This window comes from Arthrobacter sp. R3-55, from assembly GCF_054161505.1.
In genome coordinates, this window is record NZ_CP096423.1 from 3789428 (window position 1) to 3815935 (window position 26508).

Sequence of the window (26508 nt, forward strand, 5' to 3'; positions counted from 1 at the left end):
GCTAGTAGGCTGGGAGTTGAGTCACAGCAACCCCAGGGAGCATTAATGCAGGATTTGGCAAGCGAAAAACTCAAGACCGAAGAAGTAGTTCGGGCTTCTCCAGTCAAGAAGCCCACGGCAACCAAGTTCGACTTCATGGTGGTCTCCAACAGGCTGCCCGTTGACCGCATCAGCGACGACAACGGTCACGGCGCCGACGGCTGGCGACGATCGCCCGGTGGACTGGTGACGGCGCTCGCGCCGATGATGACAAAGTCCGACGGCGCGTGGGTGGGTTGGCATGGCGCCCCGGACGAGACGGTGCGCCCGTTCAGCCACGAGGGCATGGACCTCATCCCGGTCCAGTTGAGCAGCGATGATGTGGAGCTGTTCTACGAGGGCTTCTCCAACGCGACCATTTGGCCGCTGTACCACGACGTCATTGCGCCACCTGAATTCCACCGCACCTGGTGGGACTCCTACCGCAAGGTCAACCGGAAGTTTGCCGACGCCGTCGCCCGCCATGCCGCCGATGGCGCCACCGTGTGGGTGCAGGATTACCAACTCCAATTGGTTCCGCGCCTGCTGCGCGAAACCAGGCCGGACCTCAAAATCGGCTTCTTCAACCACATTCCCTTCCCTCCGCCGGAGATCTTCGCCCAGCTGCCGTGGCGTCGCGAAATTATTGATGGCCTCCTCGGCGCGGACCTCCTGGGCTTCCAACGGCCCAGCGACGCCGGCAACTTCATGCGGTCCGCCCGCCGGTTCCTGGGTGCCAGCGTCAAGCAGCAGCAGGTCCACGTCAAGGGTCCCGACGGCGAGGTCACGCACATCGCCAGGGCGCAGGCCTTCCCCATCTCCATCGACGTCGCCCAGATCCGCGAGCTCGCCACGAAGCCGGAGATCATTGAGCGCGCGCAGCAGATCCGCAAGGACCTCGGCAACCCGAAGACCATCCTCCTGGGTGTGGACCGGCTGGACTACACGAAGGGCATCCGGCACCGGCTTAAGGCCTTCGAGGAACTCCTCGCGGACGGCCACATCAAGGTGGAGGACGCCACGCTGATCCAAGTGGCGAGCCCCAGCCGGGAACGCGTGGAGCAGTACAGGTTGCTCCGCGAGGAGATCGAAGGCACTGTAGGCCACATCAACGGCACCTATGACACCATCCAGAACACTGCCGTCCGCTACCTGCACCACAGCTATCCGGTGGAGGAAATGGTGGCGCTGTACCTCGCAGCGGACGTCATGCTGGTCACCGCGCTGCGCGACGGCATGAACCTCGTGGCCAAGGAATACGTCACGGCGCGTTCCGAGGATGACGGCGCGTTGGTCTTGAGTGAGTTCGCCGGTGCTGCAGACCAGCTCAAGCAGGCCTTCCTGATCAACCCGCACGACATCGATGGCCTCAAATCAACCATCCTGCGTGCCGTGAACCTCCCCCCGAAGGAAGCCCGCCGCCGTATGAAGCTGATGCGCAAGCAGATCCTGGATCACGATGTCGACCATTGGTCAGCTGAGTTCCTGGCTGCTTTGGAGGAGAAGGTGGTCCGTGATGACAGCTGAGAAGCTTTCGCTATCGCCGGAGCTGCTTGAAGCCGTCGGGCGCATTTCCGGCACGGAGCATCTGCTGGTGGCACTCGATTTCGACGGCACCCTCGCCCCGATCGTGGACCACGCGGATGACGCGCGCCCCCTCCCGCGTTCGGCAGCGGCCTTGGCTGCTCTCGCCGAACTTCCACGCACGACGACGGCACTGATCTCGGGTAGGGCACTGGACAGTTTGCGGCTGGTCGCCACACCTCCGGCCGATACGCTGCTGATCGGCAGCCACGGGGCCGAGGTCTGGCTCGGCGAAGGATCCCTGGGCTTGGAACTGGACCATGAGCAGCGCAGCAAGCTGGCCGCAGTGCGTGAAGTCCTCCAGGAAATTGTGAACATCGCTCCGGGAACGTTGCTCGAAGACAAGCCTGCCGGCGTCGTCCTCCACACAAGGATGGCCGACGACGACGTCGCGGAAGACGCCGTCGAGGCCGCCCTGCGGGTGCTCCGCGAGCATCCAGGGGTCTACCTCAAAACCGGCAAACGCGTCCTGGAGACCTCCGTGGTCCACGCATCCAAGGGTGAAGCGATTGAGTTCCTCCGGCAGGCAACAGGAGCCACGGCCATCCTGTTCGCGGGTGACGACGTCACGGACGAGGACGCCTTGGGCCGCCTTTTGGGTGATGACGTGGGCATCAAGGTGGGCTTGGACTTCACCCAGGCCCAGTACAGGGTGGAGGCTCCGGTGCACGTGGCGGAGTTGCTGGAAGCCCTGTTGAGGGAGCGTCGGCGGGTCACCGCCGAGGCGTAGAGGGTGACCAGCGCAACATGTGACGTTTGTAACATTTAGGTAGTAAGTCCAAAAGTCTGACATACTCTGTGATGTGATGTGACGCACAGTACCGTGCGACGTCACATGATCCTCCCCGGCCATTGGCCGGGGAGTTCAACTGAAGAAAATGAACCATTCACAACGGATCGTCCGGCACGTACCTGCCGGTGAAGGGATTGATAACTGTGGCTACAGTTACTTTTGATAACGCTACGCGTCTGTACCCGGGCACAGATAAGCCCGCCGTCGATAAACTCAACATCGACATCGCCGATGGCGAATTCCTGGTCCTCGTTGGACCCTCCGGTTGCGGTAAGTCCACCTCCCTGCGCATGCTCGCAGGCCTTGAGGACGTCAACGCAGGCCGCATCCTGATCGGCGACCGCGACGTCACTGACGTTCCGCCGAAGGACCGCGATATCGCAATGGTCTTCCAGAACTACGCCCTTTACCCGCACATGACTGTTGCGGACAACATGGGCTTCGCACTGAAGATCGCCGGCGTCTCCAAGGAAGAGCGCGCCGAGCGTGTTCGCGAAGCCGCCAAGCTTCTTGACCTTGAGCAGTACCTGGACCGCAAGCCGAAGGCACTCTCCGGTGGTCAGCGCCAGCGTGTTGCCATGGGCCGTGCAATCGTCCGTAACCCGCAGGTCTTCCTCATGGATGAGCCGCTTTCCAACCTTGACGCCAAGCTCCGCGTCCAGACCCGTACGCAGATCGCATCCCTGACCCGCCGCCTCGGCGTCACCACGGTTTACGTGACCCACGACCAGGTCGAAGCAATGACCATGGGTGACCGCGTCGCAGTGCTGAAGGACGGTCTGCTCCAGCAGGTCGACACCCCGCGCAACCTCTACGACCGCCCGCAGAACGTCTTCGTTGCAGGCTTCATCGGCTCCCCGGCCATGAACCTGCTGGAACTGCCGGTCGTCGACGGCGGCGTCCAGTTCGGCGGAACGGTTTACCCCGTGCCGCGCGACGTCCTCGAAGAGGCTCACGGCCAGACCGTCACCGTCGGTTCCCGTCCGGAAGACCTCGAGACCGTCGGCAACGGCGAAGGCCTCCAGGTTGAGGTTGACGTGGTCGAAGAACTCGGTGCCGACGCTTACGTCTACGGCCACACCATCCTCGATGGCAAGAGCCACGACATCGTTGCACGCGTCGACGGTCGTCGCCCCCCGATGAAGGGCGAGTCCATCTTCGTTCGTCCGCAGTCCGGCCACGTGCACCTGTTCGACACCAAGACCGGCCTCCGCCTGGGCGACTAGTCCCCACCGGCAGTCCTATAACTCCGCATGACAGCGGCCCGACCCCTCCAGGTCGGGCCGCTCTCACGTTAACCTTTCTCCTGCGAAAGAATGGCATGAATACGACGGACACCCTGATCCCCCGCCCCTCCCACGTCGCACTCCAGGACACCCCTGCCTTCACGCTCGCCCCCACAGCTCGGATCAGCGCACCTGCCCCGGCCGTGCCGGTCGCCGAACAGTTGGCATTGTTGCTGCGCGGAGGTACCGGATTTGAACTGCCCCTCGTCGAGGACACCCGCCCCGGTGACATCTCCCTCGAGTTCGCGGAAGCGTTCGACGGCGGCCCGGAAGCGTACACACTCAGCGTCACCGAGAAGGGCGCCAGGCTCACGGCCGCCACTCCGGCCGGGCTTTTCAACGGTGTGCAGACGCTTCGGCAGCTTTTCCCGGCCGCCGTTGAGAACACCGAGGCAAGCCACGGCGAATGGGTGATTCCCGCCGTCGAAATTGCCGACGCACCGCGGTTCGCCTACCGGGGCCTCATGCTGGACGTTGCCCGCAGCTTCTTCACAGTGGAGGAGGTCAAAGAACAGATTGACCTCATGACCCAGTTCAAGTTGAACGCCCTCCACCTGCACCTCACCGACGACCAAGCCTGGCGTATCGAAATTCACGATCCCGGCACTGAGGGCAACCCTTCCGGGCTGCCGTACGCGAACCTGACCGCCGTGGGAGGACAGGGCGCCGTTGAGGTTTCCACGGCCATGCCGGTGCGGGGCCGCGAAGGGTTCTACACCCAACAGGACTTCCTCGACATCCAGGCCTACGCCGCCACCAAGAACGTCCTGGTGATACCGGAGATTGACCTGCCCGGGCACGTCAACGCCGCCCTCGCAGCGGTTCCGCAGCTTAACGCCGATGGCCTGGCCAAACCCATGAGCACCACGTCGGCTGTTGGCTGGTCAACCTTGGACGGGTCGCTCCCTGCCACCTACGAGTTCGTCCGCGAGGTCCTTGGTCAGCTCGCGGCCATGACGGTGGGCCCTTACATCCATATCGGCGGAGACGAAGCGAAGGTCACCGATCATGACGACTACGTTGCCATGGTTCAGGAATTCGCAAAGATCGCCGCCAACACCGGCAAAACGGTAGCGGGTTGGAACGAGTACGCCGCCGGTGAACTCCCCCAGGGTTCAGTCATCCAGTATTGGTTCGGCGATCTCGCCCCGGTGGTCAAGCAGGCTGAGGCCGCCGGTTCGCCTGTGATCATGTCGCCTGCTGCCAACACCTACCTGGACCAGAAATACTCCCCGGAGAGTCCAATTGGGCTCGAATGGGTGGAAGGCGGGCCCTTCACCTGGTCCGAGTACTACAACTGGGATCCCGCCCAGGGCGGTCTGAGGGACCAGCACATTCTTGGCGTCGAAGGCCCCCTGTGGACGGAAACGGTGCGGAACAACGCCCAAGCCCAATGGCTCCTCTACCCCAGGGCTGTTTCGTTGGCGGAAGTCGCCTGGTCCGGCCAGGAGCTCCGCAACGCAGGTGACTTCCGACGTCGGCTGGGCGCCTTGGGCGAGCGGCTCGCCAACCAGGGCGTCGCCTTCCAGGCAGCGCCCGACGTCGAGTGGTCGGCAACATCGGCGTGGCCGTTCCCGGACACCGGAACGTCCTCCGCCCCTGAGTACGGAACAATTGAGGCATGAGCGAGCAAAACGGAGCCCAGTGGCACGACGAACCTACCGACTACGGGCAGATCGGCAAGCTCCCCCGCACTGAAGCGGCGAGTGCGCAGGACACCGCACCGCCGGCCAGCGTCATCGGTTCCCTGAACATCACGGCGGCGTCTGCGGACCCGGAGCTGTTGGATCTTCCGTGGCACATCGCGTTGGAGGATTGGCCTGCCGAGAATCTTGCGGCACTCCCCCGCGGTATTTCCCGGCACATCGTACGTTTCGCGCACCTGGGTGGTTCGGTGATCGCCATCAAGGAAACCTCCGAGCACGTGGCCCGCCACGAGTACCACATGCTGCGGAAGCTGGCCCGGTTGGATGTTCCCTGCGTGGAGCCGGTAGCTGTGATCACCGGACGCACCACCGCGGATGGCCGGCCCCTGAACCCTGTTCTGGTGACCCGGCACCTTAAGTTCTCCATGCCGTACCGTGCGCTGTTCTCCCAGATGCTCCGCAAGGACACCTTGACGCGCCTTATTGACGCCCAGGCGCTGTTGCTGGTGCGCTTGCACCTTGTGGGCTTCTACTGGGGCGATGTCTCGCTGTCCAACACCTTGTTCCGCCGCGACGCCGGCGCGTTTGCCGCCTACCTGGTGGATGCCGAGACCGGTGAGCTCTACCCGGACCTGTCCATGGGACAGCGCGAGTACGATCTCGAGATCGCCCGCGTGAACATTGCCGGCGAACTGATGGACCTGCTGGACGGCGGGCTCATCGAGGAAAAGGTGGACCCCGTGGCCACCAGTGAACTGATCATGGACAGCTACCGCAGGCTCTGGACCGAGCTGACGGAGAAAGAGTCCTTTGAACTCGGTGAACGCTGGCGTGTGGCCGCCCGCATCCGCCGCCTCAACGAGCTCGGCTTTGATGTGGAGGAGTACGCCATCAAGACCACGGCGGACGGCTCCACCATCCAGCTCCAACCAAAAGTCGTCGACGCCGGCCACCACCAGCGTCGCTTGCTGCGCCTGACCGGATTGGACGCCCAGGAGAACCAGGCCCGCCGGCTCCTGAATGACATGGACCAGTTCCGGGCGGACAACAACCCGGACCTGGACGAGGAAATCAGCGCCCACATTTGGGTCAGCCAGATTTTCGAGCCCATTGTCCGTTCCATCCCCCGGCACTTGGCGGGGAAGCTGGAGCCCGCCGAAGTGGTGCACGAGGTCTTGGAGCACCGGTGGTACATGAGCCAGAAGCAGGACAGGTATGTCCCCCTGGCGGAGACCGTCCAGTCCTACTTGGACACGGTGCTGCAGCACCGCAGGGACGAGGCAGCCATCATGCTGAACCCGGATACGGAGCTGCTGAAGATCCTTGAGGTCGAAGTAGAGGAATCCGGGCGCTACGACGACGAAGACGAGGAAGAGTACCCGGACGCCGACGACTAGCGGAGTTTTTGTACAGATAACGCCCGGAAGAGGGCCTCTAAAGGGCGTTATCTGTACAAAAACTCACGGTTCCAGGGTTTCCGCCAAGCCGGCCAGGACCGGCTCGCGGCCCAGCTCAATGTGCGAGTACGCCAGGGAGTACGCCAAATCCGGCTTACCCTTCAGGATTGCGTTGCACAGTTCCGTATGCTCGTCACGCTGGAGCTCGTTGCTGCGGTTGTGTGCCAGTCCGAAAATCCAGCGCATCCGTCCAAACAGGGGCTTCACCGATTCAATCAGGAGCCGGTTCCCGGACAACCGCACAATTTCGGCGTGCAGCTCGGCACTGATGAGGGCGACGTCGTCTGCCCTGTCGTCGTCGATCGCGGCCCTGGACGCTTCCATGAGTTCCACGAGCCGTCCACCGTCGCTGCCCTCGGCAACCCGGGTGGCGGCCATCCTCGCGGCGAAGGTTTCCAAGCACAGGCGAACATCGAACAGCTCGTTGACATCCGTCAGGGTCAACTGCCGGACCACAGCACCCCGGCGTGGGAACGTCGCCACGAAACCGTCCTGCTCAAGGCGTTGAATGGCTTCCCGGACCGGTATGCGGGAGACGTTGTAGAGCTCGGAGAGTTCACGTTCGCGCAAGCGCATACCCTGCGCATAGGTACCCGTGACAATGCCCTCCAACACCAGTTGGTAGACGTTCTCCGCACGGGCCTCGTCATCACGGCCGTTTCCGTTCTCCGGCATCGCCTCAGCCACTGTCAAACTTCCCTTCATGCCGGCGTCCGCTCCGTGGGCCGGACGGCGCCGGTCAGCGTTCCAACCGAGCATACACGGGCGGAAACAGCTCACTGGCCGGTCGGTTCCGGACATCGCGGGCAGTGTAGGCGCGGCGCATCTTGTCGAAGAGCTCCTGGCCCTTCGCACGCCAGTAGCCCAGGTCCACTCCATCGATCGTGCCGCCCTTCATGATGGTCCTGCCGGCTACCACGGAGAGCACCGCTTGGCGGGCCGTGCCGTTCAGAAGGAGAGTCCGGAGCGGATCATCGTGGACGCCGTCGCGGATGTCTGCCAGCGAGAAGGCCACCATATCCGCTTGGGCACCGGGCTCGAGGCGTCCCAAATCAGGACGACGCAACGCTTGTGCCCCACCCAGCGTGGCGGCGTCGAAGTATCCGGCGACATCACCGGCGTCGTTCCTCCCTGCCAGGACTTTGGCCAGTTGCACGCCCGCGTCCATTCCCCGGATGAGGTCCGGCGGGAACGAGTCGGTTCCCAGCGAGATGTTGACGCCCGCCTCCTTGTAAGCCTGGAAGGAATCCAGCGCGCTGCCGTAACGCATGGACGTCAGGGGACAGTGGATGATGCTGGCACCGCTGTCCGCCAAGCGCTTGAGGTCGCCCCGGTCCTCACCGAACACGGCGGGATTCCGGTCAGTGTAGGTTGCATGCGGGATCAAAAGGCGTTCGTTGAGTAAACCCACTTGGTCCAGGAGCTCCAAAGGCGTCACGCCGTGCCATTCCTGGATCAGCCCGCGTTCAACCAAGCCCTGCAGCGAGTGCAGACGGACCAGGACATCCCGTTCCTCGGAAGCCGCCGCCGTTTCCTTCAGCAACTCGATGTCCAAGGTCTCTATCCGGCATGGGAGGAGGACTCCGCTGACCAAAGGGTGGTTGAGCTCCGTTGCATGGTCCAGGAAGCGCAGGGCATCCGCCAGCCCCTCACGGCCGCGGTCGTCGTCGAACATCACAGACCGTTCGCCGTTCTCCAGCACAACATTCACGCCTGAGCGGTACGCGGGGCCCAAGTAGCCGCGGAGGCCCAGGCGCCGGCTTGTTTCTGCCATGCCCGTCAGTTCCTCGAAGGGCTCGGCCCATTGCGAGTGAACCTCGGAAGCTATGGGCATGTACGTCGTGATGCCGTGCAGGACCAGCTGGATCAACGCATATTCCCGGACCTGCCCGCGTTCTTCGGCCGTGAAGACGTCCGCCCGGCGGTTGCGGAAGTAGTCCTCTGACCACTGGTGCCCCTTGGCCTGTTCAGGGCCGGCCCAACTGTCCAGGATGAGGTGGTCGATGTCCGTCAGCGCATCGAGGTCGATCAGTCCGGGCATGAGCAGGGCATCGCCTGCGCGGATTTCTTCGCTTACCGGGCCGGTGTAGTCATGGCCAACGTAGTCAATGACGTCTCCGCTGTAGACAACGCACGCATCCTCCAGCAGCACGTGGTGTCCGTTGTGATGGCCCAGCACATAGCGGGCAGTGACCTTGGTGGGCACGGCTACTCCTCTTTCTGACGGCGGAGATCCCAAAAGATACTCTCTGGTATTCCAAACAGTACATTATTTGTGATTTACATCGCATCAATCCTGATCTAGTCTATTTTGGTATACAAGAACTCCGGAGCCAGCTCCTTGGATCATGAATCGAGCAGAACCGTTGACCCAGTTACAATCCGAACCAAGCATCGGCAGCCCGCCGCTTCCTCCGGCAACGTCGCCGGAGGGCAAAGCAGCCGCACCTGCCGAGGCCCGCTCGCTGCTCGCCACCGCATGGATGCGGATCCGGCGGAGCAAAATCGCCCTCCTGAGCCTGTGCGTTGTTGTGGCAATCATGTTGTTCGCCATCCTGGCTCCCGTCTTGAGCGCCATGTCCGGCAACGATCCCTACGCCTCCAACACCAGCCCGGAGGTCCTGGATGACTTCCAGACACCCGGGCTTCCCCTTCCCGGCTACATGTATCCGTCAGCCCAGCACTGGCTGGGCGTCGAACCCGGCCTGGGCCGGGACCTCTTCGCCAGGCTTGCCTACGGCGGACAGGTCTCCCTGACCATCGCCCTGCTGTCCACGGCCGTCTCCGTTGTCCTCGGAACAGTCCTCGGCGCGGCGGCGGGCTACTTCGGCGGCAAGACCGATGCCATCATCAGCCGCATCATGGACTTGTTTCTGGCATTCCCGCACCTGCTCCTGGTGCTGTCACTGACTCCCATCCTGCAGTCCAGGCTCCGCGATACCCCGCTGGGCGAAGGCAGCTTCCTGCCCATGGCCTCGTTGGTGATCATCCTGGGTTTCTTTGGCTGGGCCTACCTGGCTCGAATCGTCCGCGGGCAGGTGCTGAGCCTCCGCGAGCGCGAATTTGTGGAAGCCGCCCGATCCTTTGGCGCTTCCCACCTCAGTGTCCTGTTCCGGCAGATCATTCCCAACGTCATGGGCGTCGTCCTGGTTTATGCCACCATGCTGATCCCCACCAACATTTCGGCAGAAGCCGCCCTCTCCTTCCTGGGCGTCGGCGTCAAGGACCCCACACCGTCGTGGGGACAGATGCTCAACGCCGCCCAGTCCGGCAACTGGTACCTCAGCGATCCGTGGTTCCTTGCCGTCCCCGGCATCATGCTCATCGTCACCGTCCTGGCCTTCAACCTCCTGGGCGACGCAGTCCGCGACGCCCTTGACCCCAAGTCCTCCCGCTAGCAAATTTCGCACTGACCCTCATCCCCCGCATCGCCTTACACCCTCACAAGGAGCACCATGAAAACCCCTGCAAGAGCTCTGGCACTTTCGGTGTTGATCGCCATGGCCGCCACCGGCTGCGGAGCCGGCCAAAGCCAACCCGGCAGTTCACAGACGGCCGGATCAGTCACTGAATTGGCGCCCAACGTGGTCAAGTCCGGCTTCAACGGCAAGGGCGGCAACATCAACGTCCTCATGTCATCGGACTTCCAGACCCTGGACCCGGGCAACAGCAACTACGTACAGACGGCCAACGTGGGCCAGCTCTACTACCGCACCTTGACCATGGCCAAGGAAACAGCCGGTCAGCCACCAACTGTGGTCCCGGACCTCGCTACGGATACCGGCAAGGTCTCCGATGACGGCCTCAGCTGGACCTTCACGCTGAAGGAAGGCGTGAAGTTCGAGGACGGCACGCCCATCACGTCCGCCGACATCAAGTACGGCGTGGAGCGCACCTTCGCACAGGACGTCTTCACCCAGGCGCCCCAGGAATTGAATGCAGCGCTCGACGCCGGCGGGTACAAGGGGCCGTACAAGGATCCGGCCGCTGTGCTCAAGGCGGTGGACACACCCGATGACCGCACAGTGGTCTTCCACCTGAAGAAGCCGTTCGCTGAGTTCCCGGCTTTGGCTTCGCGCTCCAACACGGCCCCGGTGCCCAAGGCCAAGGACACCAAGCTGGACTACACCAACCATCCCGTCTCCTCAGGGCCCTACATGGTGGAGTCCTACAACCGGGGCAAGTCCCTGAAGCTGGTCCGCAACCCTCACTGGGACCCCGCCACCGACCCCAACCGTTCTGCACTTCCTGACACCTTCAGCTTCTCGCTGTCAACGTCCCAGGCCACCATCAGCCAGCAGCTCCTGGCCGACTCGGACCCCAATGCCATCACCTTGGATTCCAACGGCGCCCTGCAGACCTCGGATTCTGCCAAGTTGGCCGATGCCAAGGTCAAGGACCGGGTAGCCTCGGGTCTCCTGGGATGCAACGATGTCCTGAGCCTGAATACCGAGAAGATCAAGGACCCGGATGTCCGGAAGGCCATAGCGTTGGCGCTGGACCGTCAGTCCATTTTGGTCCAGTACGGCGGACGGCGCTTTGGCGAGATTACCCAGAGCCCGTTGAACTCCAAGATGCGCGGCTATGTGGAGACCGAGCTTGAGCTCGATCCCAGCGGCAAGCCCAAGCTGGAGGAAGCCAAGAAGCTCCTGGAAGGCAAGGACTACCCCAAGAGCCTCACCTACGGCTACGCCAATAATCGGGATGCTTTCAAGAACACGGGCACGGTTGTGCAGCAGAACCTGAAGGCCTTGGGCATCGAGGTTGAACTGGTGGCAATTCCGGCACCGAACTACTACTCCATCCTGGCCAGTGAGCAACTCCCGGACATGGGCCGTTCCGGTTGGTGCGGCGGTGCTGACCCTGCTTCCATCCGCACCTCCGCGGATCCCCTGCTGGGCCCGAACAACGAAGGCACCAGCTATGGCTTCTCCAACACGTCCCGCTACTTCGATCCCGTAGTTTCCAAGGCCATGTTCGATCTCCGCAATACAGACGGCACGTCCGAGGAACTGGGCAAGAAGTGGTCCGAGGCGTTCGGATCTGCATTGAAGACTTACCCGATCGTCCCGCTCATCCGCAGCCACACCAACAGCGTGGTGGGTTCGAACGTCCGCAATGCCCAGGTGGGCTACTTCTTCGGCGGCATCGACCTCTCGATCGTCGGCGTCGAGCAGTAACAGGGCCGCGAAATCTATTCGGGCATAGTCCAGAAGGAGAAGCGGGCCGCCTGCACCAGCGGGCGGCCCGCAACCACCACCATGATGACTTTCATTCTTCGCCGGACCGGATCCCTGGTCCTGCTTCTCGCCGCAGTCAGCTTCATCACCTTCACCCTCTTCCAGTTGGGCCCCTCGGATCCTGCAGCTGCAGCCTGTGGGCAGGAATGCACTCCGGAACGCGTCGCCGAGGCTCGTGTTGCCTTGGGCATGGACCAGCCTTTCCTGGTCCAATACGCCGACTACATTCGCGGACTGTTCTCCTCGCGGATGATCGGCGCCCCTGGCGCCCAGACCCTGTGCGAGTGGCCCTGCTTGGGCAAGTCCTTCCAAACCAATGAGAATGTAGCGGACATCATTGCCCGCTCACTCCCCTACACCTTCTCCATGGCCATCGGCGCGTTGGTGCTGTGGACCATCACCGGCGTGGGCCTTGGTCTTTTGGCTGCCCTGCGCAAGGGCTCGCCGATGGACAAGTTCATTGTTGGCGCTGCTTCCGTGGGTGTCTCGCTGCCCATCCCCGTGACGGGACTGTTCCTGCTGCTCCTGTTCGTCAACCAGCTCCACCTGCTGCCGTTCACCACCAACGAGATCAACAGCCCCTTCGGCCCTCACGGCCCCGGAGCGTGGGTAGCCAACTACCTGTTGCCGTGGATTGCGTTGGCTGTCCTGTTCAGCGCTTCGTACATCCGGGTCACCCGCACCAACATGATCGAGACGTTCGGTGAAGACTTCATCCGGACAGCCCGCGCCAAGGGCCTGGCACCTCGCACGGTCACGTTCAAACACGGTGTGCGGGCCGGCATCACCCCTGTGGTCACCATGCTCGGTATGGACATCGGCTTGCTGCTGGGCGGCGCGGTCCTGACCGAGCAGATCTTCTCCGTCCCCGGATTGGGCTTCACGGCAGTCCATGCCGCGATTTCCGGCGACCTCCCTGTCACCATGGCCATCACCATGCTGGCCGCGTTCTTCGTGATCGTCGCCAACGTTGTGGTGGACCTTGCCTACGCCGCCATCGATCCCCGAGTGAGGCTCCAATGACCCCAGCGCACACCATGACCCAGCCGGCGGGCGCGCCGGGCGGCACCAGCACCGCACCCTTCCTGGAGGTCCGCAACCTCACCGTGAAATTCCCTACGGACGACGGCGTGGTCTCCGCAGTGAACGGCATGGACTTTACCCTGGAACGCGGCCAGACCCTTGGGATTGTGGGTGAGTCAGGATCTGGAAAATCCGTCACCAGCCAAGCGCTCATGGGCTTGCTCAAGGGCACCTCGGCCCAGGTCACCGGCACTGCGATGTTCCAAGGCAGGGACCTGGTTGCCCTGCCGGAATCGGCCATGCGCCGGCTGCGTGGCCGCAACATCGGCATGATCTTCCAGGACCCGCTCTCAGCACTGCACCCCTTCTACACCGTGGGACACCAGATCGCCGAGGCATACCTGGTCCATAACAAGGCGAGCAAAAAGCAGGCCCGGGCGGCCGCCGTCGACATGCTGGGACGGGTGGGTATCCCCAGTCCCGATCAGCGTTATGACGAGTATCCCCACCACTTTTCGGGCGGCATGCGGCAGCGCGCCATGATCGCCATGGCTTTGATCTGCGAGCCGGAGCTGTTGATTGCCGATGAGCCCACCACTGCCTTGGACGTGACGGTCCAAGCCCAGATCCTGGACTTGATGTCCGAGCTCCAGGAGGAAACCAACTCCGCGCTGATCCTCATCACGCATGACCTCGGGGTGGTGGCCGAGGTATGCGACGACGTCCTGGTCATGTACGGCGGCCAATGCGTGGAGTCCGGCCCGGTTGATGACATTTTCTACGACACCCGGCACCCCTACACCCTGGGCCTGCTCAACTCGATGCCCACGCTGACCAGTTCCTCCGGCAGGCTCAATCCCATACCCGGCCAACCGCCGTCGCTCCTTGACCTGCCCAAAGGCTGCATCTTCAGCGCGCGGTGCCAATACACCGAACTCGCCGGCGACGGCGTCTGCGTCAATCAACGCCCTGAACTGCGGGTCAAGGACGGGCACGGCACCCGGTGCCACTTGAGCGGCCCGCAGATCATCACCATCCGGAATTCGCGTTAGGACCCGTCATGGAACATCAGCCCATCCTCCAGGTGGAGAACCTGCAGAAACACTTCCCCCTGAAGGGCGGCCTCCTTCCAGGGGCTGCCAAACGCTCGGTCAAAGCGGTCGACGGCGTATCGTTCAGTCTCGCCCGCGGGCAGACTTTGGGGCTCGTAGGCGAGTCCGGATGTGGTAAGTCCACCACTGGCCGCATGGTGGCACGCCTCCTGGATCCAACCGGGGGGCGGATCGTGATCGACGGTGTGGACATCAGCGGGTTGCGGGGCAAGGACCTGTACAACTTCCGGCGCAAGGTCCAGATGATCTTCCAGGATCCCTTTGCCTCCCTCAATCCCCGGCAGACCGTGGGAACCGCGATCGCAGCTCCCATGGTGGCGCAGAAAATCAACCCGCCGGGTGGCCTCAAGAACCGGGTCAAGGAGCTGCTGGACCAGGTGGGACTCAAACCGGAGCACTACAACCGGTTCCCGCATGAATTCTCCGGTGGGCAACGACAACGCGTGGGCATTGCCCGGGCCATTTCACTGAATCCGGCGGTGATCGTGTGCGACGAGCCAGTGTCCGCGCTGGATGTCTCCGTGCAGGCGCAGGTGGTCAACCTGCTGCAGCAGATCCAACGCGACACCGGTGTTTCCTACATTTTCATCGCCCACGATCTCTCGGTGGTGCGGCACATTTCCCACGAGGTCGCCGTGATGTACCTGGGCAAGATTGTTGAACAGGGGCCGCGCGAGGCGTTGTTCAGCGACCCGGGACACCCCTACACCAAGGCGTTGCTCTCCGCGGTACCGCTGCCGGATCCCCGCGCCGCGCGGGAACAAGTGAAGATCCGGCTTCGTGGTGACCTGCCCTCACCCGCCAACCCACCCAGCGGCTGTGTCTTCCGGACCCGGTGCCCGCTGATCGGCACCCTGCCTGAGGATCAGCGCCAACGCTGCATCGACCAGATCCCCACACCAGCCACGCCTGCTGCCCACGCCTGCCACCACACAGGTATGGCGGCATCGGTGCTGGCAGGCGTGCAATAGATTCACTACCGAAGGAGTACCCATTGAACACCCTGATTCTCGCCGCCCGTCCTTGGGGACAAGGGCTCAGCGATGTGAGCATCGCTGACGGCAAGATCACCGCCGTCGAACCCCATGACCCGGCCCGCAGCGTTCCGGACGGTGTCACGCTCATCTATGGCCGGGGCCGGATTCTGGTGCCGTCCTTCTCCGACGTCCACGTCCACCTTGATTCCACGCGCATCGGCTTGCCGTTCCGGGAACACACCGGCGGACCGGGTGTCTGGACCATGATGATGAACGACCGCCAAAACTGGCGCAACGCCGAGGTCCCGCTGCAGGATCGTGTAAACGACACCTTGGGACGGATGATCGCACGCGGCACCACACGGGTCCGCTCCTACGCGCAGGTTGATGTGGACTGTCGCCTGGAACGCTTCGACGCCGTTGCTGCCGCGAAGGAAAAGTTTGCAGGCCAGGCCTCGGTGGACATCATTGCCTTCCCCCAAGCCGGGCTCTTGCTGGAGGAGGGCACTGTTGAACTGATGGAGGAGGCGCTCAAGGCCGGGGCCGACGTGATGGGTGGCATTGATCCCTGTACTTTGGACCGGGATCCGGCGAAGCACCTGGACATCGTCTTTGGCTTGGCGGAGAAGTACCAGGTGCCCATCGACATCCACTTGCATGAACCCGGCGAGCTGGGAGTCTTCAGCACCGATCTGGTGCTTGAGCGAACCCGCGCATTGGGCATGCAGGGCAAGGTGACCATGTCCCACGCCTACCAACTGGGCAGCGTCAACGAGGCCACCACGCGCAGGCTGATTGATGCCTTCGCAGAGCTGGACGTTTCCTTGGCCTCTGTAGCTCCTTCAGCCGCCGGGCAGTTGCCCATCCCCCTACTGACCGAAGCCGGGGTACGGCTGGGCCTGGGTGAGGACGGCCAGCGCGACTACTGGTCCCCCTACGGCAACACTGACATGCTGGACCGCACCTGGCAGCTCGCTTTCACCCACGGGTTCCGCAAGGACGAGCTGATCGAGCACTGCCTGGCCATCGCCACGATCGGTGGCGCCAGCATCCTTGACCCAAACGCAACCAGGCTCAAAGACACGTCCCATCGGCCCGGCGTCGAGCTTGGCGATCCTGCCGACCTGCTGCTGGTGGACGGCGAAACGGTGGCGTCCACTGTCATGGACCGCGGCAAGGACCGGACTGTGATCCACCAAGGCAAGATCGTGGCTGACCAGTTGGAGTTGGTCTAGCCGCTCCCGCATACCCGCCTTTGTCCCGTCCTCCCGCAGTTGAACGCGGGGATGATCGGACAAGGGCGGGTTTCGGCGTTAAGAGTTACTCACTCCGCGCCGTGGGCGCATCATCCAGCGGCGTCCACCACGTGACTGGCGGCGTCACTGTGAAACGGCGGCCCGTCACCGCACTGGGTGTGATGCGGATGAACTGGTCCTTTTGTCCGGCCTCCCAGGGGAAAAGGAGCAGCCCCACGGTGTCCAGTACGTCCTGGGTCAGCTTCACAGCGGAAGCCTGGCCTTTGACCACCACACTCCATGCCACACCGGTCTCCGGATTAACGCCATCAGCCTCAATGGCTACGGGAGCATCGCTGAGGGCAGCATGGAGCTTGGTGCCTTCTCCCGTCCGGAACACCATGGTCCCGTGGTCCACCTTGTAATTTACGGGGAAGATGTCCGGGTGGTCATCCACTACAACTGCAAGCCTGCCTACGGAGACACCCCTGAGGAGCTCCCAGCATTCGTTGGTTTCCAAAATTTCGGTGGCGGGCGTGCCTGGCTGATCGGTCCCCGATGGTGAGTTCGTCATACCGCCGAGGATACGCCGCGCAGGTGCGCCCGGACAGGGCAGGGCATCCCGGATGGGTAGGTGCGCCCGGACAGGGCAGGACATGCTGGATGGGTAGGGCTACCGAACCAAGCTGTGTTTGGACGCAAGGTCAGCTGGTGCCGGTGCCCGCCCAACACTGACCAGGGGCCCACGGATGGCGAGGAACCCGGCGATGGCCAGCACCACGGCTTCAGCGGCGAGCGCCAGGAACGTCACTTCCCAACCACCGGTCATGGTGTGCAGCAATCCCGCTCCCAGCGGGCCGAGCGATGCCACGGCGAATCCGATCCCCTGGCTCATGGCGGAGAGCCGTCCTGCCGATTGGGGTCCGGCCGAGCGGATCACCACCAGGGCCATGGCGAGTCCGAAGCCTGCGCTCTGGACTACCCCGAGGATCCCGACCATGAGGAATTGCACTTCAGCCGGCGCTGCCAATACGCCCATCAAGGCAAGCGCCACCGACAGCCCGAGCCCCGGCGCCATGATCCTCAAAATGCCGGGCCTGCCTGCGAGGACAGGAGCCAGCAAACTGGCCGGCAGCCCTGCGAGGCTGAACCACGCGAGCAGGGCGGCCGACTCTGCAGCCGGAATTCCCCGGGACACTAGATACACCGCCAGCCAGGAAGTGATGGCGAAGTACAGCATTGCTTGAAGGCCAAAAAACGCCGTCACCGCCCAAGCGGTGCGCTGCTTCCTGAGGGGCAACTCCGGCGCCAGGGGCAGCGCCGGCTCAGTGAGGACAGGCTCGGTGTGGCCCGGCTTCGTGGTGACAGCCGACGACGCCGTGTCCCCGGCCGCCGCGCGGTTGGCACCTTCCGCTGGGGTACCTGCCACATTGGCACCTGGCGTCGAGGAACCTGCCGCCGTGGAACCTGCCGCCGTAGCGCTTCCTGAACGTTGGATGAGGAGGGCACCCAGGAGGGCGGGCAGCGCCCATACTGCCAAAGCCCAGGGCAGGCTGCCACCGAGGAGGTGCTGCAGTGGCTGGACCAGTCCGGCACCAAGGGCTGCACCCAACCCGAATCCCATGGTGCACAGTCCTGTCCACCATCCCGTGCCCCGGTTTGCTTTGACTATCTGCGGTACCAATACGCTGGCACTCATGATGGCCATGCCGGCAAGGAAGGTTCCCGGGAGGAGAAGGGCCGGGACCAGCACACGGACAATCAGCGCCAAGGCCAGGACCACCAATGCAAGGGCAACGGCCCGTCCGGTACCCAGGCGCCTGGCCAGCCATGGCCCAATGGGGCCTGAAACCCCAAAGGCCAGCACCGGCAACGTTCCCAGCAGGGGCAGCAGAGCGGCATCGAGCCCGAAGACCACCGGCACCTGGTTCATGACTCCTGCAATAGTGGTGATGGCGGGTCGAAGATTGACCGACACCATCACCAGCGCAAGCAAAACCAACCCCGTTGTCAACCTCGGACCCAGTTCAGCGCCATCCTGCCGCTTCTCGCGCACGTCATTCCCCTCATAGCAGCTTTGGTATACCAAGTAAGCCTATGAGGAGAACAGGAGAAAGTAAATGCGGCCAAATAAGGCAGCGATACACAACAGTGATCCACGCTCGATAACTTTGGAATACCAAGGAAGCCCGGGGGTAGCCCCCAATAGCCCGCAAACATGAGAGAGCGTCCGACCAAACCACCCCGGGAAGTGATAGAGCGTCCCCCAAACCAACCCGGGATGTGAGAGAGCGTCCCGCAGGGCCGGAACGCGGCAGCGCGCGTCTAAGGGAGGAACGACCGAGCGCGCCGAGCGTTCCGGCCATGCGGGACGGGCCTGCGTGATGGCCCCGCGGGACGGGCCTGCGGGACGGGCCTGCGGGACGGGCCTGCGGGACGGCCCTGCGGGACGGGCCTGCGGGACGGGCCTATCCTTAGATGGCCTTCCCCGGGTTGAGGATCCCCTGCGGATCGAACAACTCCTTGATCCGCCGCTGCAGCTCACGCACGGGTTCCGGCTGCTCCAACCCCAGCCAGCGCAGCTTGTATTGGCCCACACCGTGCTCACCTGTGATGGTCCCGCCCATGTCCAGGCCCACCCGGATGGACTCATCGAGTGCAGCGTTGAGGCGAACCAGGGCGTCGGCATCGGTGGCTGGATCTACGCGGTCCATCCAGAACGTGGGGTGCAGGTTTCCGTCGCCTGCGTGGGCCACCACTTTGAGGCGTACCTGGAACCGTGCGGCCATGGCTTCGAGTTCGGCCACGAAATCGACCAGCCGGGAGCGCGGGACTGCAATGTCTTCGCCCACCCTGAATTCGTCGTCCACCTCGACGCCGCGGCTGTTGCGCCTTAGTTCCACGAGCATTTCGGCTTCGGCGCTGGCCTCAGTGGTCACGGTGGCGCCGCCGTCGGCGAGTACTTGCCGGACGACGTCGGCCTCTGCAGCAGCGCCGAAGCCGTCTGTCTGGATGAGCAACAGGGATTTGCCGCGCTTTTGGAGGTCGCCGCCGTGGAGTTCGTCGAGCTGGACCAGGGTGCCGTTGTCCAGCAGTTCCATGATGGCAGGCTGGACGCGGGCACGGCCGACGGCGAGCACTCCGGCGGCGGCGCTGCGGAAGTCCTGGTAGAACGCGGCGATGGTGTGGACTTCGCGGGGCAGGTATTTCAGCCGGACGGTCACGCCCACCACGATTCCCAGTGTGCCTTCGGAGCCCACCAGCAGTGCGGTGAGGTCGTACCCTGCTACCCCTTTGAAGGTTTGGTGGCCGGTGTGCATGAGCGAACCGTCAGCCATCACCACGTCCAGGGCAAGCACGGAATCACGGGTCACACCGTATTTGGCGCACCGCAGGCCCCCGGCATTGGTGGCCACGTTGCCGCCGATGGTGGACATTTTGTAGCTTGCCGGGTCCGGCGCGTACATCAGGCCGTGCCGGGCGGCTGCGGCGTTGAGGTCGGCGTTGATGACCCCGGGTTCGACGACGGCGGTCTCGTCATCGGGGTTGAGGTCCAGGATGCGGTTCATCCTTTCGAGTCCCAGCACGATGCAGCCCTGGGTAGCGTGCGCACCGCCGGAAACGCCGGTGCCCGCGCCGCGGGCGACAATCGGTACCTGATGGGCAGCGCAGGTACGGACGATGTGTTGCACATCTTCCACGGACTCGGCCCAGACGACGGCCAGGGGAAGATGCCTCTCCAGCGTCGGTCCTTGATCGATGGAGTAGACGGTGCGGGTTTCTTCGTCACCGGCTATTTGGCCGGAGCGGAGCCCGTCCGACAACTCCTGCAGGAACACTCGCTGCCCGGCAGTGTGCCGGCCCTCTTCGGCATGCCCGACCGTGCGGTCCTTGATGCGTTCCTCTGATGTACCGGCCACGGCCGTTTCGTCCGACAAAGCACTACCTCCACATGAGCGCCGCGGACACGCCAAACCGGCAGTCTTCGCAGCGTTTTCAGTGCTCACAGTCTAGCCAGAGCAGCGTGGCCCGGTTGAAGTTGCCCGGTTCAAAGGCCCGGTACTGTGGTCCCGGGCATTGCCCAGACTCCCGCAGAGATGCCTTCAGCCCGCAGGAGCACACCGTCGACGCCGGATGGCCCGGCAGGGGCCGATGTCACCTTTCCGCTCCGGTGCAGTGGCGCGGCCAGCAGTGCTGCACGCTGGGCATCGCCCAGAGCGGCATGGTCGAGGACCACCTCGGCAGTATTCCTGGCGACAAACACCAGCACTGACGACTCTGACGTTTCCCGGACGAACACCATGGCATCGCCCGCGGCGTGTAGCCATCGCACCCCACCCTCGGTCAGTGCCGGCAGGTCCCTGCGGAGCCCGGTAAGCCGTGAGTAGGTGGAGCGTAGGTCCTTGACCACGAGGTCATTGCCAACCCACGGCATGGGCGTCCGTGAGTCCTCTCCGTTGTACCCTTCAAAACCAAACTCGTCACCGGCAAACATCACCGGAACTCCTGGCAGGCAAAAGGTGAGAACAGCACCCACTTCCGGGCCGCCGTCGACCATGACAGTGGCTGCCCGCGCAGTGTCGTGCGTGTTCAGGGCGTTCATATTGTTTTGTCGCACAGCCCAGCTAAATCCCGCAGTGAGGTCCTGGTGTGTCGCGAGGAAGTCTTCAGCGGGGATCCTGTTGGGTCCGCTCTGCGGCGAGCCGAAGAAGTTGACGTTGGGAGCGTCCTTGGCCAGCCAGGACCAGAGCGGACGGGTGAGGTTGGAGTAGGTCATGGCACCCTGCCAGTGTTCCCCGGTGACATCGGCCGCGGCATCGGAGGTGGACTCAGCCAGGAGGGCCGCGTTGGGGTTGACCTCCCGCACCCGCTCCGCGATGAGTCCGGCAACCTCATGGTTCAGGTCCACAGCCCCAAGGCGTCCGGTCATGTTGCCGACGTCGATCCTCCAGCCGTCCAGGTTGAACGGCGGCTTCAGCCAGCGGGCCACCACGGAGTCTTCGTCCGTAATGAAGCGTCGGCGGAGGGCTGCCGAGGACCAGTTGAATTTCGGCAGGGACGGCACACCCCACCAGGACTCGTAGCTGGAGTGATCCGGGCTGAAGTAGTAGTACCCGGCTTCCTCGGATCCAGGGTCGGCGAGCGCTTTGACGAACCACTCGTGAGCCGCGCCCGAGTGGTTCGCGGTGAGGTCCCCCATCACGCGGATGCCCCGGGAGTGCGCGGCTTCCACCAGGTCCACCAAAGCCTGGTCCCCGCCCAGGAGCGGATCCACCGAATCAAAGGTGGACGCGTCATAGCGGTGGTTGGATCGCGCCGGAAAGAAGGGCGTCAGGTAAAGGACATCGACGCCCAAAGCCTGCAGGTGGTCCAGTTTTCCAGTGACACCTGGCAGGTCTCCCCCATAGAACTGGGTGGATGCTCCTGCCCCCGTCCCCACCACCGGTTCGTTCCACGCGCATGCGATGGCCCAATCGGGAGTGGGATGGCCGTCGGCTTGGGCGGACCGCGCGAACCGGTCCGGGAACACTTGGTACATGGTGCCCTTCCGCAGCCACTCCGGGGCCGGGACAAAAGCGGTCAGCCTGAAGTCCGCCGCATCTGAGACATCCCGGCCGAACAAGCCTTGGGCATTGAGGTTCCAGTAGCGCCGCCCGGTACTGGAAGCGGCACCAACAACCGGGCCGGCGGCAGCGGCGCCGTCGTGCGTTTCAATAACTTCCAGCAGGAACCGGTACTTGGCCACGGGGTTGGCCACCAGCATCGCCGCTTCCCACCAGTCCCAGCCGTCGGCGGAGCCGAGCCGGATGGCGGCGTCGTAGCGGGGCTCGCCGTCCTGGATGGAACGGACCCACACTTTCGACGCCGGTCCCCACCCCTGCGGGACACGGATGCGGAGCCTGACGGTATCGCCAAGGGACACGGGTCCGGGTTCAGGGGTGGATACGAAGAGCGTCGAGCCGTCATGGTGCGGAAGGACGATGGGCATTCTCAGCCTTTCACAGAGCCGGCGGTCAGCCCGCTGACGATGTACTTCTGCAGGAAGAGGAACAGCGCCATGACCGGGATTGCCGCGATCACTGCGCCGGCGGCGAAGACGCCCCAGTTCTCGGAGCGCTGCTGGGCTACATAGGAGTAAAGGCCGACGGCGAGTGTCTGGCTGTCGGGGTCGGTCAGCACCACGCTGGCAATCACGAATTCGCTGGAGATGCCAATGAAGGCAAGCAGCCCCACCACGGCCAGGATGGGCGTTACCAGGCGCAGGATGATGCCGAAGAAGATTTGCACATGGCTGGCGCCGTCAATCTTCGCCGCTTCATCCAGCGACTGCGGAACAGTGTTGAAGAACCCGTACATGAGGTAGGTGTTCACGCCCAGCGCACCGCCAAGGTAGACCATGATGAGGCCCAGCTGGCTGCCCAGCCCCAGCGCGGGAATCACTTGGGAGATTCCACTGAGGAGCAGGAAGATCGCGACGACGGCCAGCAGCTGCGGGAACATCTGCAGCAGCAGGAGCGTCAAAAGACCCATCCGGCGGCCTTTGAAGCGCATGCGGGAGAACGCATAGGCGGCCATGGCGCCGAGGAATACGGTGGCAGCCGAAGTTACCGTGCCAACTATCAGCGTGTTCACGAACCACCGGCCGAAGGGCCGGGTGGGGTCGCTGAAGAGTGCCACGAAGTTTCCGGTGTCGAACCTGGTGAACAGCCCGTTGGAACCCACCAGGGTGCCGTTGGAATCCAGGGCAGCGGACAGGACGTAGAGGAGCGGGAACACCGCGAAGATCGTGGTGACGATTCCCACGACGTGCCGCCAGCCTTTGTCCTTGAACCAGACCCCGAACGGACGCCGCTTGGGCACCAAGGGCGAGGGGTCGTCGTCGAACGTTGTTTCCTTGCCTGCGGCGAATGTGCGTACGCTCATCAGTTCACGTCCTCGAGTGCTTTGGTCTGCTTGAAGCTGACGGCCGAGATAGTGGCCACAATGATGAAGATGATGATGGCGAGCGCGCTGGCCAGGCCGTAATCGCGCCCTGTGCCTTGGCCGAACGCCACTTTGTACACCAGCGTGATCAGGATGTCCGTGGATCCAATGTCCCGGTCCGTGTCCGCGAAGCGCGGCCCACCGCCGGTCAACATGTAGATGACGTTGAAGTTGTTGAAGTTGAAGGCGAAGGACGAGATCAGCAGCGGCGCCACCGACACCAGGAGCAGCGGCAACTTGATGGAACGGAATACCCGCCAGGCAGAGGCACCATCCATCCGCGCTGCCTCGTCTATTTCAGAGGGAAGTGATTGCAGGGCGCCGGTACAGACCAGGAACATGTAAGGGAAGCCGAGCCACACGTTGACCACCAGCACACTGATCTTGGCCAGGACGGGGTCTGTCAGCCAGCCGATGTTCGCGCCGCCCAACAGTGTCTGGTTCAGCCAGCCGAACTCGGGGTTCAGGATTCCGGACCACACCAAGCCGGATAGGAATGCAGGGAAGGCGTACGGCAGGATCATCAGGATCCGGTAGGCCTTCTTGCCGCGAAGGTCCTCGCGGTTGAACGTGGTGGCCAGGAACAGGCCCATCACGAAGGTCAAAGCAACAGAGGCGATGGAGAAGGTGAACGTCCACAGGATGACGCCCAGGAGCGGGCCACGGAGGCTGGGATCCGTGAACGCCCGGACGAAGTTGTCCATGCCCACGTCAATCTTCCAGCCTGTTGCCAAGGTCTCTCCCTTGGAGTCGGCGAACGCGCCCTTGCCGTTGTCCCGGTACTCGGTCCCGGTGTCCGTGTCCGTGAACGTGTCAGTGGCGGCGTCGTAGTTCAATGCCGGCTTGAATTGATATGCGGTGCTGCCGTCGGCTGTGCGCAAGGTTCCATCGGCGGGATCAGCTGAGACGGGGACCGTGATCTTCAGGATCTCCTGCTGGTTGGCCACGATCTCCTGGAACTTCAGCGTCTGGTAGCCCGGCAGGGAGTTCGCTTTGCCCGTTGAGTCCTTGCCGGCGTCCGGGGCATCGGTGAGCGGCTGTTCCGTGCTGCCAACCTGGGCCTTTCCGGCAGGATCGGTAAACAGCATGTAGAAGTCGTTGCCCTTGGTCAGGACGGCTGCCTTATAGGCAGGAGAGTCCGGGACGCGTTTCTGGGCTGTGAGTTGGATGGCCGAAATGGCATCTTCCTTGGTGCTGTTGTGCCCATCGCCATAGTTGGTGAACGCAATGTAGCCGCTGAAGACCACCACCAGGACCTGGAACACCAGCAGGAACAGCACCCCGGGCGCCAAGTACTTGGCCGGCAGCCCGCCCTTGCGGAGATAGATCCAGTTGATGGCCAGCACCACCAGCGCAGACACCGCCAGCGCAGCCCACGATTGGCTGAGGAAAAGCATCATCAGGACATAGACCGCGAAAGCATCCACAAGTCCCAGCAGGACAACCTTGAGGATGGTGCCCTTCAGGGAATCGGGATGGCGTATGGGCTTGGCGGGGCGCAGTGTGCCGTTGGTGCGGGTGGTGCCGCCGGAGCGAGCGCCGGTGCCGGATGGCTCAACCGGAGTCGGTTGGCCGCCAGGGGCGGGCAGTTCGCGGAGATCTGGTTTGGGCATGGTGGGTCCTTGGGTGAAGCGGTTGGCGGCAGGCAGGCAAGGCCGGGCGGTGGGGTGCCGCCCGGCCTTGGGCAGACCGGTGGAGTGGTCCGGTTGCGGTCTCAGCCGCCGATCTTGGACTTGATGCTGTCGGCCATCTTGGTCCAGGCTTCAGCGGGATCGCCCTGGCCCTTGATGATGGCGAGCTCCGTAGCTCCCCAGTCAGCCCAAACCGCACTCATTTCCGGGATGGCGGGCATGGGAACGCCGGTGGAACCGATCTTGCCGAAGGCCGCGACCACGGGATCGCTGGCGGCTTTTTCAAACGATGCTTTGAGGGCAGGCGGGCGTCCGCCTGCCGTGTACATGGAGTCCTGCGCCGATTCCGAGGTGAGGTAATTGGTGACGAACTCGTTGGTGGCCAGGGCGTTGGCGCTCTTGGCGCTGATGAAGAAGCCATTGACGCCGATGAAAGGCTGCGCGGGTTCACCGCCGGCCGTGGGCAGCTCATCTACGGCGAACTTGATGCCCTTCTTCTGGACATCCGGAACGTTCCACGGGCCTGTCAGGAAGTAGGGGGATTCGCCCGCAATGAACTTCTCCTTGGCGATGTCGCCGGTGATGTTGGAGTTGATGATCTTCTCGCCTGCATCACCCCATGCAGCCAACTTCTTAGCGAATTCGACGCCGGCAGCGTCACCGATGAGGAGCTGCTTGGCGTCGTATCCGCCGTCGGCGTTCTTACCGAAGACCTGCGATCCCATGGAGGACTGCAGCGGGTAAAGGTGGTACGGATCGCCCTGTTTCGGGTCCATTCCCACCAGGAACGGGAACGTGGCTTTGCCTTCTGCCACTGCCTTCTTGCCGTTGGCCACTACCTCGTCCAACGTGGAAGCTTTGCTGTCCACGATGCTGGTGTTGCGCAGCAAGGCAATGTTCTCAATGGCATACGGGACGCCGTAGACGGCGCCGTTGTAGGTCATCGCCTTGATGGAGGAGTCCTGGAACTGTCCGGCCTTGTCACCCAGTTCCACGGGGGCGATGACGCCGTTCTGGACGAACTTTCCAATCCAGTCGTGGGGTCCAACGATCAAATCCGGGCCCTGCCCGGTGGGTACCTGCGTAATGAAGTCGTCACGTACGGCGGCGAAGTCCTTGACTACCAGCTTCACTTCGATGCCGGTGTCCGACTTGAATTTCTCGGTAATGTCCTTCAACGCCGGCGACCGCTCGGCGTCCACCCACATGGTGATGACGCCTGCGCCTGCCGCTTTGAGGTCCGGCTTGGCTGCTTCCGAGGTGGGTGCAGTGGAGGCGCTTCCACCGCAGGCGCTCAGCGCCAAGGCTGCGGCCACGGAGATCGCCCCAGTGGCGAAAATACGCCGGGTGGTCTGAGTCGCGAGGGTATTGTGCACCTTCATTGGTGTCCCTTTCGTTCTTTTCTGCTTCGACGCGAAGGGCTCCAGGCCCGCTCAAACGCCGGTGATATGGCTCACAACTGCAAGCGCTTCCACAGACTACAGGTCCAATTGCTGATTTGGGAAGCCTGCATCATCCCAAA

General features: G+C 63.3%; 20 protein-coding genes. 11 read left to right on the plus strand and 9 right to left on the minus strand.

What is annotated here, in order from left to right:
• Nucleotides 1-45 precede the first annotated feature (45 nt).
• The 5 genes from M1D51_RS17335 to M1D51_RS17355 all read left to right on the plus strand — a co-directional run bounded on the left by M1D51_RS17335 (nucleotide 46) and on the right by M1D51_RS17355 (nucleotide 6724).
• The gene (locus tag M1D51_RS17335; protein ID WP_172325159.1) at nucleotides 46-1545 is read left to right on the plus strand and encodes an alpha,alpha-trehalose-phosphate synthase (UDP-forming); all 1500 of its coding nucleotides are present in this window, start codon (nucleotides 46-48) and stop codon (nucleotides 1543-1545) included.
• Nucleotides 1535-2332 carry a trehalose-phosphatase gene (otsB, locus tag M1D51_RS17340; protein WP_458107374.1) on the plus strand — a complete coding sequence of 266 codons (798 nt, stop codon included), beginning with the start codon at nucleotides 1535-1537 and terminating at the stop codon, nucleotides 2330-2332. Before M1D51_RS17335 ends, otsB begins: the two co-directional genes overlap by 11 nt.
• Nucleotides 2333-2538: 206 nt before the next feature.
• Nucleotides 2539-3621, plus strand: a complete 1083-nt coding sequence (locus M1D51_RS17345; protein WP_017199921.1) for an ABC transporter ATP-binding protein — start codon at nucleotides 2539-2541, stop codon at nucleotides 3619-3621.
• Between the two features lie 95 nt (nucleotides 3622-3716).
• Nucleotides 3717-5306 carry a beta-N-acetylhexosaminidase gene (locus M1D51_RS17350; protein ID WP_458107375.1) on the plus strand — a complete coding sequence of 530 codons (1590 nt, stop codon included), beginning with the start codon at nucleotides 3717-3719 and terminating at the stop codon, nucleotides 5304-5306.
• Nucleotides 5303-6724: a DUF4032 domain-containing protein gene (locus M1D51_RS17355; protein ID WP_026542642.1), complete on the plus strand. Its 1422-nt coding sequence runs from the start codon at nucleotides 5303-5305 to the stop codon at nucleotides 6722-6724. Before M1D51_RS17350 ends, M1D51_RS17355 begins: the two co-directional genes overlap by 4 nt.
• A gap of 63 nt (nucleotides 6725-6787) precedes the next feature.
• Here M1D51_RS17355 and M1D51_RS17360 read toward each other — a convergent pair whose 3' ends face one another.
• Both M1D51_RS17360 and M1D51_RS17365 read right to left on the minus strand, forming a co-directional pair.
• A complete protein-coding gene (locus M1D51_RS17360) occupies nucleotides 6788-7489 on the minus strand; it encodes a GntR family transcriptional regulator (RefSeq protein ID WP_458107376.1) in 702 nt (233 codons plus the stop codon).
• A gap of 34 nt (nucleotides 7490-7523) precedes the next feature.
• A complete protein-coding gene (locus M1D51_RS17365) occupies nucleotides 7524-8990 on the minus strand; it encodes a chlorohydrolase family protein (RefSeq protein WP_458107377.1) in 1467 nt (488 codons plus the stop codon).
• Nucleotides 8991-9150: 160 nt separating this feature from the next.
• Here M1D51_RS17365 and M1D51_RS17370 point away from each other — a divergent pair, with 160 nt between their 5' ends.
• The 6 genes from M1D51_RS17370 to M1D51_RS17395 all read left to right on the plus strand — a co-directional run bounded on the left by M1D51_RS17370 (nucleotide 9151) and on the right by M1D51_RS17395 (nucleotide 16371).
• Entirely contained in the window at nucleotides 9151-10182 is a 1032-nt protein-coding gene (locus M1D51_RS17370; protein WP_458107378.1) for an ABC transporter permease, read from the plus strand.
• Nucleotides 10183-10239: 57 nt separating this feature from the next.
• The gene (locus M1D51_RS17375; RefSeq protein ID WP_458107379.1) at nucleotides 10240-11964 is read left to right on the plus strand and encodes an ABC transporter substrate-binding protein; all 1725 of its coding nucleotides are present in this window, start codon (nucleotides 10240-10242) and stop codon (nucleotides 11962-11964) included.
• 81 nt (nucleotides 11965-12045) lie between these two features.
• Entirely contained in the window at nucleotides 12046-13047 is a 1002-nt protein-coding gene (locus tag M1D51_RS17380; protein WP_458107380.1) for an ABC transporter permease, read from the plus strand.
• Entirely contained in the window at nucleotides 13044-14099 is a 1056-nt protein-coding gene (locus M1D51_RS17385) for an ABC transporter ATP-binding protein (RefSeq protein ID WP_458107381.1), read from the plus strand. The genes M1D51_RS17380 and M1D51_RS17385 overlap by 4 nt, the downstream gene beginning before the upstream one ends.
• Before the next feature lie 8 nt (nucleotides 14100-14107).
• The gene (locus tag M1D51_RS17390) at nucleotides 14108-15130 is read left to right on the plus strand and encodes an ABC transporter ATP-binding protein (RefSeq protein WP_458107382.1); all 1023 of its coding nucleotides are present in this window, start codon (nucleotides 14108-14110) and stop codon (nucleotides 15128-15130) included.
• Nucleotides 15131-15153: 23 nt separating this feature from the next.
• Complete coding sequence (locus M1D51_RS17395; protein ID WP_458107383.1) at nucleotides 15154-16371, plus strand: amidohydrolase family protein; 1218 nt, start codon at nucleotides 15154-15156, stop codon at nucleotides 16369-16371.
• Nucleotides 16372-16456: 85 nt separating this feature from the next.
• Here the strand turns inward: M1D51_RS17395 and M1D51_RS17400 are convergent, their stop codons facing one another.
• The 7 genes from M1D51_RS17400 to M1D51_RS17430 all read right to left on the minus strand — a co-directional run bounded on the left by M1D51_RS17400 (nucleotide 16457) and on the right by M1D51_RS17430 (nucleotide 26368).
• Entirely contained in the window at nucleotides 16457-16945 is a 489-nt protein-coding gene (locus M1D51_RS17400; protein WP_458107384.1) for a pyridoxamine 5'-phosphate oxidase family protein, read from the minus strand.
• A 99-nt stretch (nucleotides 16946-17044) separates the two neighbouring features.
• Nucleotides 17045-18427, minus strand: coding sequence for an MFS transporter (locus M1D51_RS17405; protein ID WP_458107385.1), 1383 nt, complete (start codon nucleotides 18425-18427; stop codon nucleotides 17045-17047).
• A 418-nt stretch (nucleotides 18428-18845) separates the two neighbouring features.
• The gene (locus M1D51_RS17410) at nucleotides 18846-20309 is read right to left on the minus strand and encodes an FAD-binding oxidoreductase (RefSeq protein WP_458107386.1); all 1464 of its coding nucleotides are present in this window, start codon (nucleotides 20307-20309) and stop codon (nucleotides 18846-18848) included.
• 110 nt (nucleotides 20310-20419) lie between these two features.
• The gene (locus M1D51_RS17415) at nucleotides 20420-22360 is read right to left on the minus strand and encodes a glycoside hydrolase family 13 protein (protein ID WP_458107387.1); all 1941 of its coding nucleotides are present in this window, start codon (nucleotides 22358-22360) and stop codon (nucleotides 20420-20422) included.
• A gap of 2 nt (nucleotides 22361-22362) precedes the next feature.
• Nucleotides 22363-23295 (minus strand): sugar ABC transporter permease, encoded by a 933-nt coding sequence (locus tag M1D51_RS17420; RefSeq protein ID WP_458107388.1) that lies wholly within the window; start codon nucleotides 23293-23295, stop codon nucleotides 22363-22365.
• Complete coding sequence (locus tag M1D51_RS17425) at nucleotides 23295-24968, minus strand: ABC transporter permease subunit (RefSeq protein ID WP_458107389.1); 1674 nt, start codon at nucleotides 24966-24968, stop codon at nucleotides 23295-23297. Before M1D51_RS17425 ends, M1D51_RS17420 begins: the two co-directional genes overlap by 1 nt.
• 101 nt (nucleotides 24969-25069) lie before the next feature.
• A complete protein-coding gene (locus M1D51_RS17430) occupies nucleotides 25070-26368 on the minus strand; it encodes a sugar ABC transporter substrate-binding protein (RefSeq protein WP_172322965.1) in 1299 nt (432 codons plus the stop codon).
• Between the last annotated feature and the right edge of the window lie 140 nt (nucleotides 26369-26508).

Coding starts and splice junctions, on each gene's coding strand:
- M1D51_RS17430 (WP_172322965.1), bottom strand. CDS start 26,368: ATGAAGGTGCACAATACCCTCGCGACTCAGACCACCCGGCGTATTTTC.
- otsB (WP_458107374.1), top strand. CDS start 1,535: ATGACAGCTGAGAAGCTTTCGCTATCGCCGGAGCTGCTTGAAGCCGTC.
- M1D51_RS17350 (WP_458107375.1), top strand. CDS start 3,717: ATGAATACGACGGACACCCTGATCCCCCGCCCCTCCCACGTCGCACTC.
- M1D51_RS17425 (WP_458107389.1), bottom strand. CDS start 24,968: ATGCCCAAACCAGATCTCCGCGAACTGCCCGCCCCTGGCGGCCAACCG.
- M1D51_RS17385 (WP_458107381.1), top strand. CDS start 13,044: ATGACCCCAGCGCACACCATGACCCAGCCGGCGGGCGCGCCGGGCGGC.
- M1D51_RS17390 (WP_458107382.1), top strand. CDS start 14,108: ATGGAACATCAGCCCATCCTCCAGGTGGAGAACCTGCAGAAACACTTC.
- M1D51_RS17355 (WP_026542642.1), top strand. CDS start 5,303: ATGAGCGAGCAAAACGGAGCCCAGTGGCACGACGAACCTACCGACTAC.
- M1D51_RS17415 (WP_458107387.1), bottom strand. CDS start 22,360: ATGCCCATCGTCCTTCCGCACCATGACGGCTCGACGCTCTTCGTATCC.
- M1D51_RS17380 (WP_458107380.1), top strand. CDS start 12,046: ATGATGACTTTCATTCTTCGCCGGACCGGATCCCTGGTCCTGCTTCTC.
- M1D51_RS17335 (WP_172325159.1), top strand. CDS start 46: ATGCAGGATTTGGCAAGCGAAAAACTCAAGACCGAAGAAGTAGTTCGG.
- M1D51_RS17400 (WP_458107384.1), bottom strand. CDS start 16,945: ATGACGAACTCACCATCGGGGACCGATCAGCCAGGCACGCCCGCCACC.
- M1D51_RS17375 (WP_458107379.1), top strand. CDS start 10,240: ATGAAAACCCCTGCAAGAGCTCTGGCACTTTCGGTGTTGATCGCCATG.
- M1D51_RS17360 (WP_458107376.1), bottom strand. CDS start 7,489: ATGAAGGGAAGTTTGACAGTGGCTGAGGCGATGCCGGAGAACGGAAAC.
- M1D51_RS17420 (WP_458107388.1), bottom strand. CDS start 23,295: ATGAGCGTACGCACATTCGCCGCAGGCAAGGAAACAACGTTCGACGAC.